This is a genomic window from Candidatus Electronema sp. JC (assembly GCF_048287365.2).
GTDB lineage: Bacteria > Desulfobacterota > Desulfobulbia > Desulfobulbales > Desulfobulbaceae > Electronema.
Genome location: NZ_JBLWEM020000055.1, coordinates 39,637 through 56,226 on the forward strand (window position 1 = coordinate 39,637; position 16,590 = coordinate 56,226).

Consider the following 16,590-nt stretch of genomic DNA (forward strand, 5'->3'; position numbering starts at 1 on the left):
CTGCTGCTTCAGCAGCCGTCGAACTGACGGACAGCCCGGACAAAGGCCCGGACGAGCGCATGATCTTTGCGGCCCGGACTGCTTTCCACGCCTGAATTGACATCCACGCCGTAGGGCTGCGCAGCCGCGATTGCGGCGCGGATGTTGCTGGCATCCAGTCCGCCTGCGAGGATGAAATTCCGTTGCAGGTTGAGCCGGGGAATCAGCGGCCAGTCAAAGGTCTGGCCGGTGCCGCCTTGCTGGCCCTTGCGGTAGGTGTCTAAGAGAAAAGCCCGGACGTGGGCATGATACGGGGCCACGTCCTCGGCTTGCAGCTGCGGCCCCACGCGCAGGGCCTTGATGATTTGACAGGGCGCGGCGGCGCGGGCCAGCCGCTCGCAGTAGTCTGGCGGCTCCTGCCCGTGGAGCTGGGCGCAGCTCAGGCCGCAGAAGCGGATGATCTCTTCGGCCTCGCCGCAGTCGCGGTCTACAAAAACCCCCACGGTGTTGACAAAGGGCGGCAGCTGCTCGATGATCAGGCGGACTGTCTCCGGATCAACATAACGCGGGCTTTTTTCATAAAAGATGAAGCCCAGCGCGTCCACGCCCGCCTCGACAGCAGCCAGCGCGTCGTCCAGATTGGTCATGCCGCAGACTTTGATGCGGATTCGGCTCATGGTCGTCATCAAACGGAAAGGAAATCCCGCAGCGTTCCGGCCTGTTCCGCGCTGCGCATCAGACTTTCGCCAATCAGCGCAGCCCGCACTCCCGCCTCTTTCAGCCGCAGCATGTCCGCCCGGCTGCTGATGCCCGACTCGCTCACCACCGGAATTTCTGCCGGAATCAGCCGTTTGAGGCGGAAGGTGGTCTCCAGATTCATGCTGAAATCCTTTAGATTGCGGTTGTTGATGCCCACCAAATTGGCTCCTGCGGCCAATGTCTTCTCCAGCTCGGCCTCGTCATGTACCTCGGTCAGTACGTCCATGCCGCGCTCCTCGGCCTGCTGACGGAAATCGCGCAGCTGGGCTTCATCGAGCAAGGCGGCGATGAGCAGTATCGCGTCCGCGCCAAAGACGGCGGCCTCTTCGATCTGAATCGGGTCAAGAATGAAATCCTTGCGCAGCACGGGCAGCTCGACCGCGCCGCGCACCAGCGGGATATATTCAATTGCGCCTTGAAAAAAATCCCGGTCGGTCAGTGCGGACAGAGCCTGCGCGCCGCCGTCGCGGTAGTTGCGGGCAATGGCGCAGGGATCAAAATCAGGCCGGATCACGCCTTTGGAGGGCGAGGCTTTTTTCGCCTCGGCGATGATAGCCACGCCGGGCGCGGCAAGCAGGGCGCGGATGAAGCCGCGCGGCGGAGCGACGCTGCCTTCCGGCGGACGGATGCCGCCGCGTTTCAAAGCAGCGATTTCTTCCCGCTTGCGGGCGGCGATGGTGTCGAGAATCATGATTGCAGATGAAAATTATTAGCCAAATTTGGGAATGCCGATCAAGCAGGACGGCAAAAAATTTCAGATCAGGCGGTCTTGTTTTTACAGAAAGCCGCAAAATTCTCCAGCTTGCGCAGGGCCGCGCCGCTGGTGATCACGGTTCTTGCCAAATCAATGCCGCCGCGCAGGTCAGCGGCCTTGCCTGCGGCCATCAGCGCCGCTCCGGCGTTGAGCAGGGCCATGTCCAATTTCGCGCCGGGCGCGCCGCCCAGCACAGCCCGCACCTGCTCCGCCGACTCCGCCGCTGTTTTCCCGCCTTTGATCTCGGCGAACTCCGCCCGCTTCAGACCAACCTGCTCCGGCTCGACCGTGCAGCTTTCCACCTTGCCGTCGCGGGCATCAGCAATATGCGAAGTGCCGGTCACGGTCAGCTCATCCATGCCGCCTTCGCCCCAGACCACCAGAGCGCGTTTCATGCCCAAGCGGGCCAGCACGTGGGCGATGGGCGCGGTCAGCTCTTTGGCGAACACGCCGGTGAGCTGCACGTTTGGCTGCGCCGGGTTGGTCAGCGGGCCGAGAATATTGAAGATGGTGCGGATGCCCAGCTCGCGGCGCGGACCGATGGCGTGTTTCATCGCCCCGTGCAGCATGGGCGCGAAAAGAAAGCCGATGCCGACCGTGCGCACGCATTCCGCCATGCGCTCCGGCGGCATGGTCAGGTCCGCGCCGAGTGCTTCCAGCACGTCTGCGCTGCCGCAGCGCGAGGACACGGCGCGGTTGCCGTGCTTGGCCACTGGCACGCCCGCTCCGGCGACGATGAAAGCCGCAGTGGTGGAGACATTGAAGGTTCCGGAGCCGTCGCCGCCGGTGCCGACGATGTCCATCAGCAGGCCGTCTATGCCGGTGTCGACCGCAGCGGCTTTCTCGCGCATCACCCGCGCCGCGCCGGTGATTTCGTCAATGGTTTCGCCCTTCATGCGCAGGGCGGTGATGAAGGAGCCGATCTGCGCGTCCGTGGCCTGGCCGCTCATGATTTCCTGCATGACGGCGGTCATCTGCGCTTCTTCCAGATGCTGGCCGGTGACAATTCGGGCGATGGCTTCTTTGATCATGATGCGCTCCTGAAGGTTGCGGGCTGACTGATGCCGCCTACTCTACCAAAAATCGCGGCGGAGGCAAAGCCTGTTCACAGGGCCGCGCCGCAAACGCGGTCTTTTTTCATCAAGTTCTCATGCCGCCATAACCAGCTTCTAACACAGGCCGGGTAAATCATCGGCAGGAGAGTGCTGCACCAGTTCCCCGTGCGGCAAGGCAACCAGCGCAGGCTCCGGCGCTGTGCCGCAGCGGGGGACTGCTCCGGCTGAGGCAGGGCTGTCCTCCCCGTTGATTTTTTCTGGAAAAAAGGCGCGGGCGGGGGTATTATATCCGGAAGAAGCAGCTTGCTGCATCCAATAATTCATTATTAAGCAGGAGAGAAGAGAGATGAAGAACGCGCAGATAACGCTGGCCGCTGGGGCAATGCTGCTGGCCGCCGCCACAGGAGCTTCGGCTTTGGAAGTCAAAACCGGCAGCGACAAAGTCACTGCCACTCTGTACGGCCAAGTCAGCCGGGCGGTCATGTTCGCCGATGACGGCTACGAAGACAAATTCTTCCATGTCGACAATGACAACTCCAGCACCAGAGTCGGCCTCAAGGGTGAAGTCGCAGCAGCAGAAGGTCTGACCATCGGGTCTGTGTTCGAGGTGGAGTGGCAGGAAAATCCCTCCAACAGCGTGTCCATGGCGGAAGAGAGCATTGCCGGAGAGTTTCTTTCTCGGCATTTTGACATCTGGTTCAAATCGCAGCTTGGCAAGCTCTCCATAGGCAAGGGCAACACCGCCTCCACGGACACCTCCGAGGTTGACCTCTCCGGCACCGCAGTGGCCTCGTTCTCCGACTTGGCTGTGGGCACAGGTTTCGCGTTCTATGACGCAGCCAGCAGCAGCTACCCGGAGAACGGCATCACTGTGGGCAGTGTCTTTGACTCCATGGACGGCCTCAGCCGTCTGAACCGGGTCCGCTACGACTCTCCCTCCTTCAGCGGCTTCAGCCTCAGCGCCGCCGCAGCCGAGAGCGATGCGTCTGACGTGGCCCTCAGATACGCGGGCGAGATCAACGGCGCCAAGCTGGAGGCTGCCGCCGCCTATGCCAATCCGAACAAAGGCTACGGCCAGATCAACGGCTCGGCCTCTGTGCTTTTCCCCTTTGGCCTGAACCTGACCTTCGCCACTGGAACCCGCGATTTAGACAACATGCCTGAGGGCGGCGATGATCCGACCTTCATGTACGCCAAGATTGGGCACATCTGCAAGGACATGTTCGCTGTCGGCTCCACAGCGGTTTCAGTTGACTACGGTGTCTATGAGAACGTGAAAAAGCAGACCACGGGCGAGGAAGGCACTGTTTATGGTGTGCAGTTAGTGCAGAGCTTGGCCGCGTGGAACACTGATCTCTACGCAGCTTATCAGAACTTTGAGCTGGAAGATGCCAGCGGCGCGGACTACGAGCCGGTCAGCGTCATGATGGCCGGCGCACGGATCAAGTTCTGATCCGCCCGCGCTGTGCTGCCGGGGTGAAAAACATTTCGCCCTGCTGCTCCAAGGCCATGCAGGGCGACCTGCATGGCCCTCTTTTTTTTCTCCGCAACCATGGCTAAAGAAAAAATACTGCTGGTTGAGGACGCGGAAGACATACTCGAATTAGTCCGCTACAATCTGGCCAAGGAAGGGTGTCAGGTGAGCTGCGTCATGTCCGGCGAAGAGGCGTTGCAGGCTGTCCGCCAGACCGCCTTTGACCTGATTCTGTTAGACATCATGCTGCCCGGCTTGGACGGGCTGGAAGTCTGCCGCCGTCTGCGCCGGGACCCGGCGACCGCCCGCGTTCCGGTGATCATGCTCACCGCCAAGAGCGAGGAGACGGACATGGTGGTCGGCTTGGAGCTGGGCGCGGACGATTACGTGACCAAGCCTTTCAGCCCTCGCGTCCTGACCGCCCGCATCCGCGCCGCCCTGCGCCGCTCGCGGCAGCCGGACGAAGACGGCCAGGCCGAGATACTCAGCTTCGGCGGCTTGCAAATTGACTGCTCCCGCCACGAGGTCTCGGTCAAGGGCGAGACCGTGCGGCTGACCGCCACCGAATTCGGCATCCTGCTCTGCCTGAGCAGGCGGCCCGGCTGGGTCTTCAGCCGCTATCAGATCGTGGAGGCGGTGCGCGGCGAGGATTACAGCGTCACCGACCGGGCTGTGGACGTGCATATTGTCGGCCTGCGCAAAAAACTCGGCGAACTGGGCGCCTGCATCGAAACTGTGCGCGGCGTTGGCTACCGCTTCCGGGCGCAGCACGAGGGATGAAAACCCTGCTTTGGAAGCTCTGCTCCTCCTATTTTCTTCTGGCGGCCTTGAGCCTTGCGCTCTGCCTTGCCGCCGCGTCGCTGCTTCTCAAACAATCCGTCATCAGCCAGGCGCAGGATGAGCTTGCAGCGCAGGCCCGCCTGTTGCGCGTCCGGCTGGAGCGGCAGGAGGCTGCGGCATACGGCGGCATCTGCGCCGAGTTCAGCGCGGCACTGGGCAGCCGCTTCACCGTTATTTCGGCTTCTGGCCAAGTGTTGGCCGATTCGGAAAAAGACCCGCTCAGTTTCGACAACCACGCCGACAGGCCGGAAATTCTCGCGGCACTGGCCGGAGCTGTCGGCGTTTCCCGCCGCCGCAGCCACAGCTTGGGCAAGGAGCTGCTTTACGTGGCTGTGCCGCTGCGCCGGAATGGCGAAATCTGGGGCGCGGCGCGGGCCGCGCTGCCAGCAGAGCTGCTTGATGAACGGCTGGCTTACCTGCGCGGCACGCTGCTGCTGGCCACTGTTCCTGCGCTGCTGCTGGCCGCCGCCGCCAGTTTCTTCCTTGCTCTGCGGGTGAGCAGGCCGCTGCAAGAGATCGAGCAGGGCGTGCTGCGCTTCACCCAAGGCAGCCTGCGGCACCGCATCCGCATCACCGGGCCGCTGGAGATCACCAATCTGGCCGAGTCCTGCAACCGCATGGCCGCCCAGCTGGACGAGCGGAGCGGGAGCCTGCAAAAACAGCTTGCCCTGCTCGAATCCACCTTCCGCAGCATGGCCGAGGCGGTGATCGTCCTTGACCCGGAAGGCCGCATCCGCCGTTGCAACCAAGCTGCCGGGCGGCTCTTCGGCTTTGATACTGCCGCCGCCGAGCAGCGCGACATTCAGGAGATGATCCGGCTGGCTGACGTGCAGCAGTTCTTTGAAAAAACCATGCAGCAGGGCGGGGGGGCGACCGAGGGCATCATCACCATCAGCACGGGCCGTGAGAAAACCCTCAGCGCGAACGGCGCGCGGCTGCGGAGCGAGAGCGGGGCGAACGCGGGCGCGCTTCTCGTCTTCCACGACATCACCCGGCTCAAGCGGCTGGAGACCATGCGCCGCGATTTTGCCGCCAATGTCTCGCACGAGCTGAAGACCCCGATCACCGCCATCAGCGGCTTTGTCGAAACCCTGCGCGACGGCGCGCTGCACGAGCCGGACGCGGAACGCTTCCTTGAGATCATCGCTCGCAATGTCCAGCGGCTGCGCACGATCATCGAGGATCTGCTGGCGTTGGCGCGGCTGGAGCAGGAGGAGGAGAGCGGCCAGATCAGCCTGAGCTGGAAGGCGGTGCGGCCTGTGCTGGAGAACGCGGCGGCCATCTGCGCCAATGCGGCGGCGGAGAAAAGTATCACTTTAGAGCTGGACTGCCCGGACTCGCTCAGGGCCAAGCTCAACGCCCCGCTGCTGGAGCAGGCCGTGGTCAATCTCTTGGACAATGCTGTCAAGTACAGCAGCAGCCAGAAAAGCCGCGTCATCCTGCGGGCAGCGCAGGAGCAGGGCGGCATGCTGATCGTGGTGCAGGACTTTGGCTGCGGCATTGCCCGCGAGCACCACGCCCGCCTTTTCGAGCGCTTTTACCGGGTGGACAAGGCCCGCAGCTGCAAGCTCGGCGGCACCGGCCTCGGCTTGGCCATTGTCAAGCACATCGTGCAGGCGCACCATGGCGCAGTCAGCGTCGAGAGCGCGCCGGGCAGAGGCAGCGTCTTCACCGTGCGGCTGCCGGGCTGATGAAACGCGGACGAATCAACCGCCTCTTGCCGCCGCATTTTTTGCTCAGCTGCTTGCTGCTCACATTGGATGTGCTGACATAAAAAATTGCCTGTTGTTTTCCGCGCTGATTGAGTATATTTTTTCAGCAGAATGCAGCTATGATTTTTTTAAGCACAGGAGCGCGCCATGTCGTTTCTTATTGAATACCGCCCATATATCTTGATCGCCGCGCTGGTCGCCATGATTTTTCTGCCGAGCGAATGGCGGAAAAGAAAACTTTTTCAGTTTGCGGCCTTCCTCCTTGCCTTCTCGGCAGGGTATGAGCTGATCATGCACGAGCCGGTGACACGAATGCCGGGCACCATCAACCGCGCCTTGAACGAGAAAGGGCCGGATCATACTCAAAATCCGAAATATTACAAAAGCCCGGATGCCAATCTCTGAACCGTCCGCTGCTTGACGGGCGGCATCGCCGCAGAAAAACTGTTGACATCTGTTCATCGACAGGTTAAGTTTTTAATTAAGAACTTAAACAATACGGCTGTGACGCTATGGCGGACAATCAAGACATCAACGAGCTGGCCCTGCTGCTGAAATCCATTTCCCACCCCATCCGGCTGCAAATTCTCTGCCTGCTTCAAGATGGGGAGCTGTCAGTGGGCGAGCTGCGGGAGGGCATGGCCACCAGCGGGGCCAACATCAGCCAGCATCTGAACATCATGCGCAATCAAGGGCTGATCGCCTCCCGCCGGGAGGCCAACTTCATTTACAACCGCATTGCGGATCAGCGGATCATTGAGCTGATGCAAACTATGAAGCAGCTTTTCTGCTCCATCGCCTGAACGGAACACAGGAGGAAAACCATGCAGTTGCTGGACAAAGCAGTCGGCTTCTCCATGCGGAAGCCAAAGATCGTGACCGCCGTCATGGTCGCGCTGACGCTGATCATCGGCGCCTTCATCGTCAAGGTGCATGTGGACACAGACCCGGAGAACATGCTTTCGGAGCATGAGCATGTCCGCGTCTTCCATGACCAGACCAAGAAGGAGTTCGGCCTGCACGACGTGGTGGCTGTGGGCGTGGTCAACGAGCGGCACCCGGACGGCGTGTTCAACCCGGAGACCTTGCGCAAGGTTCACGCCCTGAGCAAATTTGCGGCCACGCTCTCTGATCCGAAGGATCCTTCCCGGCATGTGGTGGGCCGCGACATCATCGCCCCGGACAATGTGGACAACATCCTTCAGGCCGGGCTGGGTCAGGTGCGTTTTGAATGGCTGATGCAGGAGCCGCCGACCACCCGCGAGGAGGCTCTGAAAATCCGCGACTACGCCTTGGCCAATCCGCTGCTGAAAGGGACGATGGTCTCTGAGGACGGCAAGGCTTTGGCTATTTATCTGCCGATCACCAAGAAGGATTTTGCCCACACTGTGGCCGAGCGGCTGCGGGGCGAGATCAAGAAGCTGGGGCCTGCGGCGGATGATGAATTTCACATCACCGGCCTGCCGGTGGCCGAGGACACCTTTGGCAAGGAGATGTTCGTCCAGATGGCGATCTCCGCGCCCATGGCCATGCTGATGATTTTCCTGCTGATGTACTATTTCTTCCGCAATGTGCAGCTGATTGTCGCGCCGATGATCATTGCGGTTTGCTCGGTGATCATCACCATGGGCCTGCTCATCGGCACCGGCCACACCCTGCACATCATGAGTTCAATGATTCCGATCTTCATCATGCCCATCGCGGTGACAGACTCGGTGCATATTCTCTCGGAATTCTTTGACCTCTATCAGCGGAAGAAGAACCGGCGCGAGACGCTCGTTCATGTGATGAACGATCTTTTCAAGCCGATGTTCTTCACTTCAGTGACCTCCTCCGTCGGCTTCATCTCCTTGGCGTGGACACCGATTCCGCCTGTGCAGGCCTTCGGCACCTTTGTCGGCATCGGCATCATGTTCGCCTGGGTGATGACGATGCTCTTTGTTCCGGCCTACATCATGCTCATCCCGGAGGAGCGGCTGGCCAATTTCGGCGCTCCGGCTGATCATGCCGACCACAGCAATTCCCTGCTCAACCGCCATCTGCGCTGGGTGGGCAAGACTTCCACCGGCAAGCCGTGGCTGGTGATCGGGGTCAACATCGGCGTGATGCTGGTCGGCGTGATCGGCATGTTCATGATTCAGGTCAACGACAATCCGATCAAATGGTTCAAGAAAAGCCATGAGGTGCGCGTGGCGGACCGGGTGCTGAACAGCCATTTTGGCGGCACCTACGAAGCCTATTTAGTGCTCTCCGGCGAGACTAAAGATTTGACCGCCGCTGAAGCAGCCGGGCTGCTGAAGAAGGAGCTGGAGCCGCTCTCCGGGCCGCTCCAGGAGACCGCGCTGAAGACAGTCGAGCAGCAGGCCCAAGCAGCGAAGAGCGGCGCGGAGCTGTTAGACAATCTGACGGAAGCATGGAACGCCGAGCTGGACAATGTTGCGACGGATGATGACGCAGGCTATGATTTCTGGACAGCGGCGGTCAACACGGTTGAAAAGGTGCGGGCGCACAAAGAGATCTTCAAGCGGCCTGAGCTGCTGCGCTGGGTCGCCGACTTTCAGGCGCATATCGCCAAACAGGGCGGCGTGGGCAAGTCGAACAGCATCAGCGACGTGGTGAAAAAGGTGCATCAGGAGCTGTACGAGGGCGACCCGCAGCAGTTCATCATCCCGGCCACGGTCAACGCGGTGGCCGAGACCCTGATTTCCTTCCAAGGCAGCCACAAGCCGGATGACCTCTGGCACCTTGTCACCCCGGACTACACCAAGGCCAACCTCTGGATTCAGCTGAAAAGCGGCGACAACAAGGACACCGAGGTGGTGCTTCAGGATGTGGAGAAGTATTTTGCCAGCAATCCGCCGCCGGTGGCGCTGAAGCACGAATGGGCGGGCCTGACCTACATCAACGTGGTCTGGCAGGACAAGATGGTCTTCGGCATGATGGAGTCCTTCCTGTCCAGCTTTGTCGTGGTCTATGTGATGATGGCCTTCCTCTTCCGCTCGCCGGTCTGGGGTCTGCTGGCGATGGTGCCGCTGACTTTCACCATCGGCTTCATCTACGGCTTCATTGGCCTGATCGGCAAAGACTACGACATGCCGGTGGCGGTGCTCTCGTCGTTAGCTTTAGGTCTGGCGGTGGATTTCGCCATCCACTTCCTCCAGCGCGCTCGGGAGACCATGCGCAAAACCGGCGACTGGGCGGTGACGGTCAAGGAGATGTTTGACGAGCCTGCGCGGGCGATACTGCGCAACATCATCGTCATTGCGGTGGGCTTCACCCCGCTGCTGCTCGCGCCGCTGCTGCCCTACAAGACCGTGGGCATGTTCCTCGCCTCAATCATGTTCTACTCCGGCTTTGCGACGCTGTGGATACTGCCCGCCCTGCTGACAGTGATGAAGGGCTGGGTCTTCAAGAAGGAGCTGGAGGCGGTCGCGGAAAAGGGCTGAGGGAACATCTCGGCGGATGCGAGGGCAGCTATGTCGGCTGCCCTCGCATGAAGAGAGACAACTTGCGGGAAAAACGCACGGCCCAATGCAAACGGACGGGCCGCTGCTTTTTTGAAAAGAAGCTCTCCGTTCGTTGAGAGAGCGCCTTTTCTTAAAAAGAGAGGTAGCTCTTTCGTAAAAAGTAGTCGTGCCTTTTAAAAAAGTACTACGCCTCTTTTTAAGGTGAGCTGTCCTTTTTTGAAACTGACAAGGCCTTTTTTAAAAAGAAGCAGCCCGCTCGTTAAAAGTAGAACGCCTCTTTTAAAAAGAGGAAGCACTCTTGTTAAGAGTGGCCTTCCGAGAAAGAAACGAACCTTCTCTTTTAAAGAGAGGGCAGCCCCTTTTTTCGAGAGGGATTGAGCGCGCAAAAAAAGGAAGGGCACCTATGCTGACAGAAAGCGCGGCAGGTCGGAAGGGGAAAAGTCATGCCTGAAATTGCACGATTCTACGGCATCATTATCAAATTGTTTTTCGGCGACCACCCGCCGCCGCATTTTCATGCCGTGTACGGAGAACACATTGGACTGTTCAATATAGAAACACTTGAGATGATTGAAGGAGATCTGCCGAACAGAGCGAAAAAATTAGTTTTTGAATGGGCAAGTCTTAATCAGAACGAATTGATGAACATGTGGAACGAACAAGAGTTTCGCAAACTGCCGCCATTGGAGTGATACCATGAACTGCCCGAAAGTGCGCTCAGTCAAAGCGGCAGACAATCATGCCTTGATCGTTGAGTTTGATAACAACGAGAAGAAAAGGTATGACGTAACCCCGCTCCTTGAAAAGGAGATGTTTGCTCCCTTGAAAAATGCCGCTCTGTTTAAGGCTGTTCGAGTGGAGCAGGGCGGCTGGGCTGTTGCTTGGAATGATGAAATTGATCTTAGTGAATTTGAGCTGTGGAGTAAAGGAAAAGAAGTAGTCTGTTAAACAGGTTGGAGAAAATGACTTGGTTTGAAGAATTGACTGGCTTTCAGGAAACAGGGCCGGATGCTGTTCGCCGGAATCTCATCGTGGACGGACCAAAGCTGATCTCCAAGGCGAACGGCAGGACAATGGCTTGGGGGCGGCTGGAAACACCGACGCTGGGCGAGCTGCGGGAGCGTGTCCGCTTCTGCGCTGCTGCGCGGGGCAAACTCGCAGTGCGGGAACTCGTTGCCGATGCGCAGAGTCTGCACAGAGAGCAAGCCAATGCCGGAGCTTTGTTTCAGGTGGCTTCTCAGTTCAATCTGCTGGAGATGATCTCGCCCAGCGTCAGCCCGGAACAGGGGGTGGGCAGGTATGAATATGACCGCACCCAAGGGCCTTCCTGCGCAGTAGCTGCTGGCGCGGGCACAATTTACCGGAATTATTTCGCGCCAGTCAACGGCCAGCAGGGACAGACGGCAGAATGCCAGATTGACTGCCTTGCCGATCTCGGCAAAGTCTTGGGCAATGCAAACAGCAGGCTCTGGCGGATGCGGAACGGCTATGCGCTGCCATCCGAACAAGGACTGCGCGAAATTGCTGACAAGCTGCAAGCAAGCGACGAAGAGGAACGTGACGCGCTGCGTCAGCTGCTCCGCATCGGCATTCAATGGGACACGCAAGTGACGCTCGATAAGTGCTCCCATCTGGTTTCACAGGTTTATTGTTCCGCCCTGCCGGTCGCATACACGAGTCACCCGCCCGAATTATGGGAGCCGTTTGCCCAGCTGGTGCTGGAGGCCGCTTACGAGGCAACGCTTTGCGCGGCACTGCTGAATCACGAGCAAACAGGATCGAGGCAGGTTTATCTCACTCTGCTCGGCGGCGGAGCCTTTGGCAACCAGACAGTTTGGATTATGGACGCGGCCAAGCGGGCTTTGACCATCTTCAAGGCCTGCGCCCTTGATGTGGCGATTGTCAGCTATCGTTCCTCAAACGCGCATGTCCGCCAGCTTGCGGCGCAGTTCTCCTGACAAAGAAAGAATGCAGGAATAAAATGTCCTACAGTGATTTCAAAACCCTTGATCAGGCGCATAAAGAGCTGGGCATCAGCATTCAAGATGCCGACGGGCTTTATGCAAATATTGGTACAGCAGAAGTCTCGCAGTGGTTTGTTGAAACCATGCGCATGGCCTATCCGAAGGCAGTCCGCATCAACACGGAAAGCGCACGGCAGGCTTTGATTGTCAATCATGTGCTGATGGAGCTTGACCGGCAGGTTCCTGTCAGCTTCTTTCTGCAAAACACCTTCAATGTTGACGCAGGGAAAGGCCTGACAGGCAACCCGGACGGACTGATCAGCAGAAGTGAGAATCAGCTCTACATCACCGCGCCGGCTGTCATGCTGGTGGAGGCGAAGAAATCAGACTTGGGCAGCGGTTTGGCGCAGTGCGTCGCGGAAATGGAGGCGGCGCGGATATTCAACGAGCGGGAAGGAAATCCTGTCTCGCCAATTTACGGCGTGGTGACCGACGGGGTGCTCTGGCAGTTCCTTTCGCTTCAGGAAAATATTGCCACGATTGACAGCTGTCTCTATCCTTTTGAGGACGGAAGAAAAATTGTCGGTATTTTAAAATCGTTTGTTTGTGATAACGTTCATTGAACAGGAGGAAAATCATGAAGAAAAAAACTATGTTCTTCGGTCTGCTTGCCCTGCTGGCAGCGGCTCCGGCTTTCGCCGCTGATCCCAGCGTGGATGAGATCATCAACAAAGCCAACGTGGCGGCCTATTACGGCGGCGATGACGGGCGGGCTGAAGTGAAAATGACGATCAAGGACAGCCAAGGCCGCGAGCGCGAGCGGGAGTTTGTCATTCTCCGCAAGGACAAGGAGGACGGCGGGGCGCAGCTCTTCTATGTTTATTTCAAGAAGCCGAGCGATGTCAGCAAAATGGTCTTCATGGTGCATAAATCCACCGACAAAGACGACGACCGCTGGATGTATCTGCCCGCCTTGGACCTAGTCAAGCGCATCGCTGCTTCAGACAAGCGCACTTCATTTGTCGGCAGCAATTTCATGTATGAAGACGTTTCCGGACGCAATCTGAGCGAGGACAGCCACGAGCTGGCGCAAAGCACTGACACGCATTATCTGATCAAGAACACGCCGAAGAAGCCGGGTGAAGTGGAGTTCTCCTCCTACACCGTGCAGATTGATAAAAAGACTTTCCTGCCGGTGAAGGCGGTGTATCTTGATAAGAACGGCAAAGAATACCGCATTGTCGAGGCGGTGAAGACGGAACTGATTGACGGCATCCCGACAGTGACGGAATCCAAAGTGACAGATATCGCCGCTGGCAGCTCGACGGTGTCAACGTTCAGCAATGTCAAATACAACATCGGCCTGAAGGAAGAGATCTTCACTGAGCGCTACCTGCGCCGTCCGCCTGCTGAGGTGCGGAAATAGGAGGGAGATTGATCATGAAAAAGAAAATTGCCGCCGCCCTGCTGCTCTGCGCTCTGCCGCCTTCAGTTTGGGCGGCGGATGAGAAGCAGTCTTTGGCTGACCGGCTTTATGACAAATACGAGGTGGAAATGCTCGGTTTCGCCGAGACCCGCCTCGGCGCACGGCTGGTGGATGACGAGCATGAGGACACCATGAGCATCGGCGAGGCGCGGACGCAGCTCCGCCTCAGCCGCGATTTTGAGTCCTTCCTCGTTCAGTTCAAGGGCGATCTGCTCGCCGATGCAGTGACCGAGGAGCTGGACGCGGACATCCGCGAGCTGAATGTCTCTTTCCGCCCGACGGACTGGGCCGATGTCAAAATTGGCCGCATGGTCTCCACTTGGGGCACGGGCGACATGATCTTCATCAACGACATGTTCCCGAAAGACTGGCAGTCCTTCTTCATTGGCCGCGACGACGAATATTTGAAGCAGGCTTCTAACGTCGTCAAAACCGGCTTTTTCTTCGGCGATTACTCCCTTGATCTGGTCTACGCGCCGCTTTTCCAAGGCTCGGAGTACATTGACGGCGAGCGGCTTTCGTACTACAGCCCTGCCGTCGGCGGCATCGTCGGCCAGAACATGGTGATGGAGGACAAGGAGCCAAACCGCTGGTTCCGCGAGGACGAGTTCTCGGCCCGCCTCGCCACCAGCTTTGATCAGATTGAAGCCGCCCTCTACGCCTACAGCGGCTTCTGGCAGGAGCCGGAGGGCATGGACATGGCTTCGGGCAAGGCCATCTATCCGCCGCTCAATGTCTATGGCGCATCAGCCCGCTCGCCGCTCTTCGGCGGCATCGGCAATGTTGAAGTCGGCTATTACGACTCCAGCGACGACGACGGCGGCAGCAATCCGGCTGTCCGGCCTTCCGAATACCGCTTCCTGACTGGTTTCGAGCGGGAAATCGGCCAAGAGCTGACCGGCAGCGTGCAGTATTACATTGAGGCCATTGACGGATACAGCAGCTATGAGCAGGCCCTGCCTGCCGGAATGCAGGCGAGGGATGAATACCGGCATCTGCTCACCCTGCGCCTGACCAAGCTGATGATGAATCAGAATCTGACGCTGTCGCTTTTCGCCTATTATTCGCCCACGGACAACGACGGCAGCCTGCGGCCCAAGGTCAAATACAAGCTCACCGACCAATGGCAGATCGACGGAGGCATGAATCTTTTCTTCGGCGAGGACGAGCACACCTTCTGGGGACGATTCCAAGACAACAGCAACGCCTACATAGGCCTGCGCTACAACTTCTAAAGGAGAAACTCCATGATCATCACCGACTGGATTCACAGCATCGCTGGATTTTTCATCATCCTCGGCCTGACCTTGGGCTTTGACTGCGGCGGCAACCCGCTCTTTGTCCACCAGTATTTCCTCTTCCTGCCGCTCTTTGTCGGCCTCAATCTTTTTCAGTTCGGCATCAGCAAGTTCTGCCCGCTGGGTCTAATCCTGAAAAAGCTGGGCGTGCCGGAAACGCGGGAAAACTGCAAGACGGGCTGCGGCTGCAAGTAAGCCCTCCGTTCATCCCGGCAGGAACTGACGGCGGGCCAAACGGCCCGCCTTTTTTTTCAACGGCGTAGCGTTATAGCTGGAGCGGCGCGAGCTGCCCGGCGGCGCGGCCCAAAAAAGACAAATTTGGCTGCCGGAAGAGGAAATCCGCAGACTGCGAGACAGGATGAATTGATGCCATGACCATGCCGACCATAACACCGCCCCTGCCTGATCTTGAGCTTTGTTTGGTGGAGGGCGGGGAATTTATGATGGGGGATGACAACGGGGAGTATGATAATGAGAAACCGGCGCATCAGGTGCGGCTGGATGATTTTTATATCGGCAAGCATCCTGTCACCCAAGAACTCTGGCAGGCGGTGATGGGCAATAATCCTTCCCATTTCAGAGGAAAACGCCGTCCAGTGGAGCAAGTATCTTGGATTGATGCGCAGGACTTTCTTGACCGCTTGAATTCGCGCACTGGAAAAAAATTTCGTCTGCCGACCGAAGCGGAATGGGAATACGCGGCCCGTGGCGGCAAATACAGCCAAGATTACAAGTACGCAGGCAGCGACCGCGCCAAGCAGGTTGCTTGGCATGACGGAAACAGCGGCAATGAGACGCATGAGGTCGGTTTGCTCCTGCCGAACGAGCTGGGGCTTTATGACATGAGCGGCAATGTCTGGGAGTGGTGTGCGGACTGGTTTGCTGCGGACTATTACGCGCAATGTCATCAGCGCGGCACGGTGGATAATCCGCAGGGGCTTGGCATAGGCGTGGGCCGGGTTCTTCGCGGCGGCAGCTATTTCCTCAATTCGCAGAGCTGCCGCGCTGTCAATCGGGGTGTCATTCCGCCGGAGTATCGCTATGGCGACATTGGCTTCCGCCTTGTTCTCCCCCTTCCAAGCAGGAAGCTGAACCGGCTGTTCCCGTGAGCAAAAAAAGAGGAAGAGCGGCACCCCGAAGGGGCACGATTCATCAGCCCAAGGCAACGCCTTGGGCGCGGTGGTGCGGATGTGGCGGATTGACGGACGAGCGCCCGGAGCGGCGCTCCGGGCTGGGGAATGGAACTCCTTCGGAGTTTTTTTAGCTCCCGGTTGCACCCCGAAGGGGCAGGATTCATCAGCCCAAGGCAACGCCTTGGGCCGTGTGGGTGTGTGACCGTATGAAATTGAACAGCAGATCATGCCGCAATCCTTAGCTAAAATCTACCTCCACCTTGTTTTTTCCACCAAGGAGCGGCTGCCGTTTCTTGCCGATGACAAGGTGCGCAGTCAAACGCACGCGTATCTTTCCGGGGCATGTCGGCAGCTCGGCGCGCCGTCTATTTTGGTTGGCGGTGTCGAAGATCACGTCCACATTTTGTGCTGCATGTCCCGGACGCTCACTGTGGCGGATTTGGTGCAGGAAATCAAGCGCGCCTCATCCAAGTGGCTCAAACAGCAGGATGAAAAACTGGCTTGTTTTTATTGGCAGAACGGGTACGGTACCTAATGTGCAACTCTTAAAAAAATGCCCGATCCATGGGGCGCATCCTGTAGAATAGCGGTATCTAAGCCATATTCACAAGGAGCGCGCCATGGACCGGGACAGTTTCATTATCGCTGTTTTTCTGACAGTCTGCAACC

The 16,590-nt window shown here is 58.5% G+C and carries 19 protein-coding genes; 16 read left to right on the top strand and 3 right to left on the bottom strand.

Features of this window, described 5'->3' with window-relative positions; all coding sequences use genetic code 11:
* Window positions 1-8: 8 nt before the first annotated feature.
* From ACNKH3_RS08885 to trpD, 3 genes are all read right to left on the bottom strand, one after another.
* Entirely contained in the window at window positions 9-656 is a 648-nt protein-coding gene (locus tag ACNKH3_RS08885) for a phosphoribosylanthranilate isomerase (protein WP_417917037.1), read from the bottom strand.
* A gap of 8 nt (window positions 657-664) precedes the next feature.
* Window positions 665-1,429 carry an indole-3-glycerol phosphate synthase TrpC gene (trpC, locus tag ACNKH3_RS08890; protein ID WP_417917038.1) on the bottom strand — a complete coding sequence of 255 codons (765 nt, stop codon included), beginning with the start codon at window positions 1,427-1,429 and terminating at the stop codon, window positions 665-667.
* A 68-nt stretch (window positions 1,430-1,497) separates the two neighbouring features.
* Window positions 1,498-2,523 carry an anthranilate phosphoribosyltransferase gene (gene trpD, locus ACNKH3_RS08895; RefSeq protein WP_417917039.1) on the bottom strand — a complete coding sequence of 342 codons (1,026 nt, stop codon included), beginning with the start codon at window positions 2,521-2,523 and terminating at the stop codon, window positions 1,498-1,500.
* 370 nt (window positions 2,524-2,893) lie between these two features.
* Between trpD and ACNKH3_RS08900 the strand changes: the two genes are divergently transcribed.
* The 16 genes from ACNKH3_RS08900 (at window position 2,894) to ACNKH3_RS08975 (ending at window position 16,456) form a co-directional block, all read left to right on the top strand.
* Window positions 2,894-4,000, top strand: a complete 1,107-nt coding sequence (locus ACNKH3_RS08900) for a porin (protein WP_420208963.1) — start codon at window positions 2,894-2,896, stop codon at window positions 3,998-4,000.
* Window positions 4,001-4,099: 99 nt separating this feature from the next.
* On the top strand, window positions 4,100-4,801 hold the full coding sequence (locus ACNKH3_RS08905) for a response regulator transcription factor (protein WP_420208964.1): 702 nt from the start codon (window positions 4,100-4,102) through the stop codon (window positions 4,799-4,801).
* Window positions 4,798-6,552 (top strand): ATP-binding protein, encoded by a 1,755-nt coding sequence (locus ACNKH3_RS08910; RefSeq protein WP_420208965.1) that lies wholly within the window; start codon window positions 4,798-4,800, stop codon window positions 6,550-6,552. The genes ACNKH3_RS08905 and ACNKH3_RS08910 overlap by 4 nt, the downstream gene beginning before the upstream one ends.
* A gap of 168 nt (window positions 6,553-6,720) precedes the next feature.
* Window positions 6,721-6,978 (top strand): hypothetical protein, encoded by a 258-nt coding sequence (locus ACNKH3_RS08915; protein ID WP_417917152.1) that lies wholly within the window; start codon window positions 6,721-6,723, stop codon window positions 6,976-6,978.
* A 107-nt stretch (window positions 6,979-7,085) separates the two neighbouring features.
* Entirely contained in the window at window positions 7,086-7,376 is a 291-nt protein-coding gene (locus ACNKH3_RS08920) for an ArsR/SmtB family transcription factor (RefSeq protein WP_417917151.1), read from the top strand.
* A 21-nt stretch (window positions 7,377-7,397) separates the two neighbouring features.
* Window positions 7,398-10,019: an efflux RND transporter permease subunit gene (locus tag ACNKH3_RS08925; RefSeq protein ID WP_420208966.1), complete on the top strand. Its 2,622-nt coding sequence runs from the start codon at window positions 7,398-7,400 to the stop codon at window positions 10,017-10,019.
* A gap of 464 nt (window positions 10,020-10,483) precedes the next feature.
* Window positions 10,484-10,732: a DUF4160 domain-containing protein gene (locus tag ACNKH3_RS08930; protein ID WP_420208967.1), complete on the top strand. Its 249-nt coding sequence runs from the start codon at window positions 10,484-10,486 to the stop codon at window positions 10,730-10,732.
* A 4-nt stretch (window positions 10,733-10,736) separates the two neighbouring features.
* Window positions 10,737-10,988: a DUF2442 domain-containing protein gene (locus tag ACNKH3_RS08935; protein ID WP_420208968.1), complete on the top strand. Its 252-nt coding sequence runs from the start codon at window positions 10,737-10,739 to the stop codon at window positions 10,986-10,988.
* Between the two features lie 14 nt (window positions 10,989-11,002).
* Window positions 11,003-11,998, top strand: coding sequence for a hypothetical protein (locus tag ACNKH3_RS08940; protein ID WP_420208969.1), 996 nt, complete (start codon window positions 11,003-11,005; stop codon window positions 11,996-11,998).
* Window positions 11,999-12,021: 23 nt separating this feature from the next.
* Window positions 12,022-12,627, top strand: a complete 606-nt coding sequence (locus ACNKH3_RS08945; RefSeq protein WP_420208970.1) for a hypothetical protein — start codon at window positions 12,022-12,024, stop codon at window positions 12,625-12,627.
* Window positions 12,628-12,641: 14 nt separating this feature from the next.
* Window positions 12,642-13,430: an outer membrane lipoprotein-sorting protein gene (locus ACNKH3_RS08950; RefSeq protein ID WP_420208971.1), complete on the top strand. Its 789-nt coding sequence runs from the start codon at window positions 12,642-12,644 to the stop codon at window positions 13,428-13,430.
* A gap of 14 nt (window positions 13,431-13,444) precedes the next feature.
* On the top strand, window positions 13,445-14,725 hold the full coding sequence (locus ACNKH3_RS08955) for a hypothetical protein (RefSeq protein WP_420208972.1): 1,281 nt from the start codon (window positions 13,445-13,447) through the stop codon (window positions 14,723-14,725).
* A 12-nt stretch (window positions 14,726-14,737) separates the two neighbouring features.
* Window positions 14,738-14,983 carry a DUF2892 domain-containing protein gene (locus ACNKH3_RS08960; RefSeq protein ID WP_420208973.1) on the top strand — a complete coding sequence of 82 codons (246 nt, stop codon included), beginning with the start codon at window positions 14,738-14,740 and terminating at the stop codon, window positions 14,981-14,983.
* Window positions 14,984-15,159: 176 nt separating this feature from the next.
* Complete coding sequence (locus ACNKH3_RS08965; RefSeq protein ID WP_420208974.1) at window positions 15,160-15,897, top strand: formylglycine-generating enzyme family protein; 738 nt, start codon at window positions 15,160-15,162, stop codon at window positions 15,895-15,897.
* 61 nt (window positions 15,898-15,958) lie between these two features.
* Window positions 15,959-16,123, top strand: coding sequence for a hypothetical protein (locus ACNKH3_RS08970; RefSeq protein WP_420208975.1), 165 nt, complete (start codon window positions 15,959-15,961; stop codon window positions 16,121-16,123).
* A gap of 24 nt (window positions 16,124-16,147) precedes the next feature.
* Window positions 16,148-16,456: a transposase gene (locus ACNKH3_RS08975; protein ID WP_420208976.1), complete on the top strand. Its 309-nt coding sequence runs from the start codon at window positions 16,148-16,150 to the stop codon at window positions 16,454-16,456.
* Window positions 16,457-16,590: the final 134 nt, after the last annotated feature.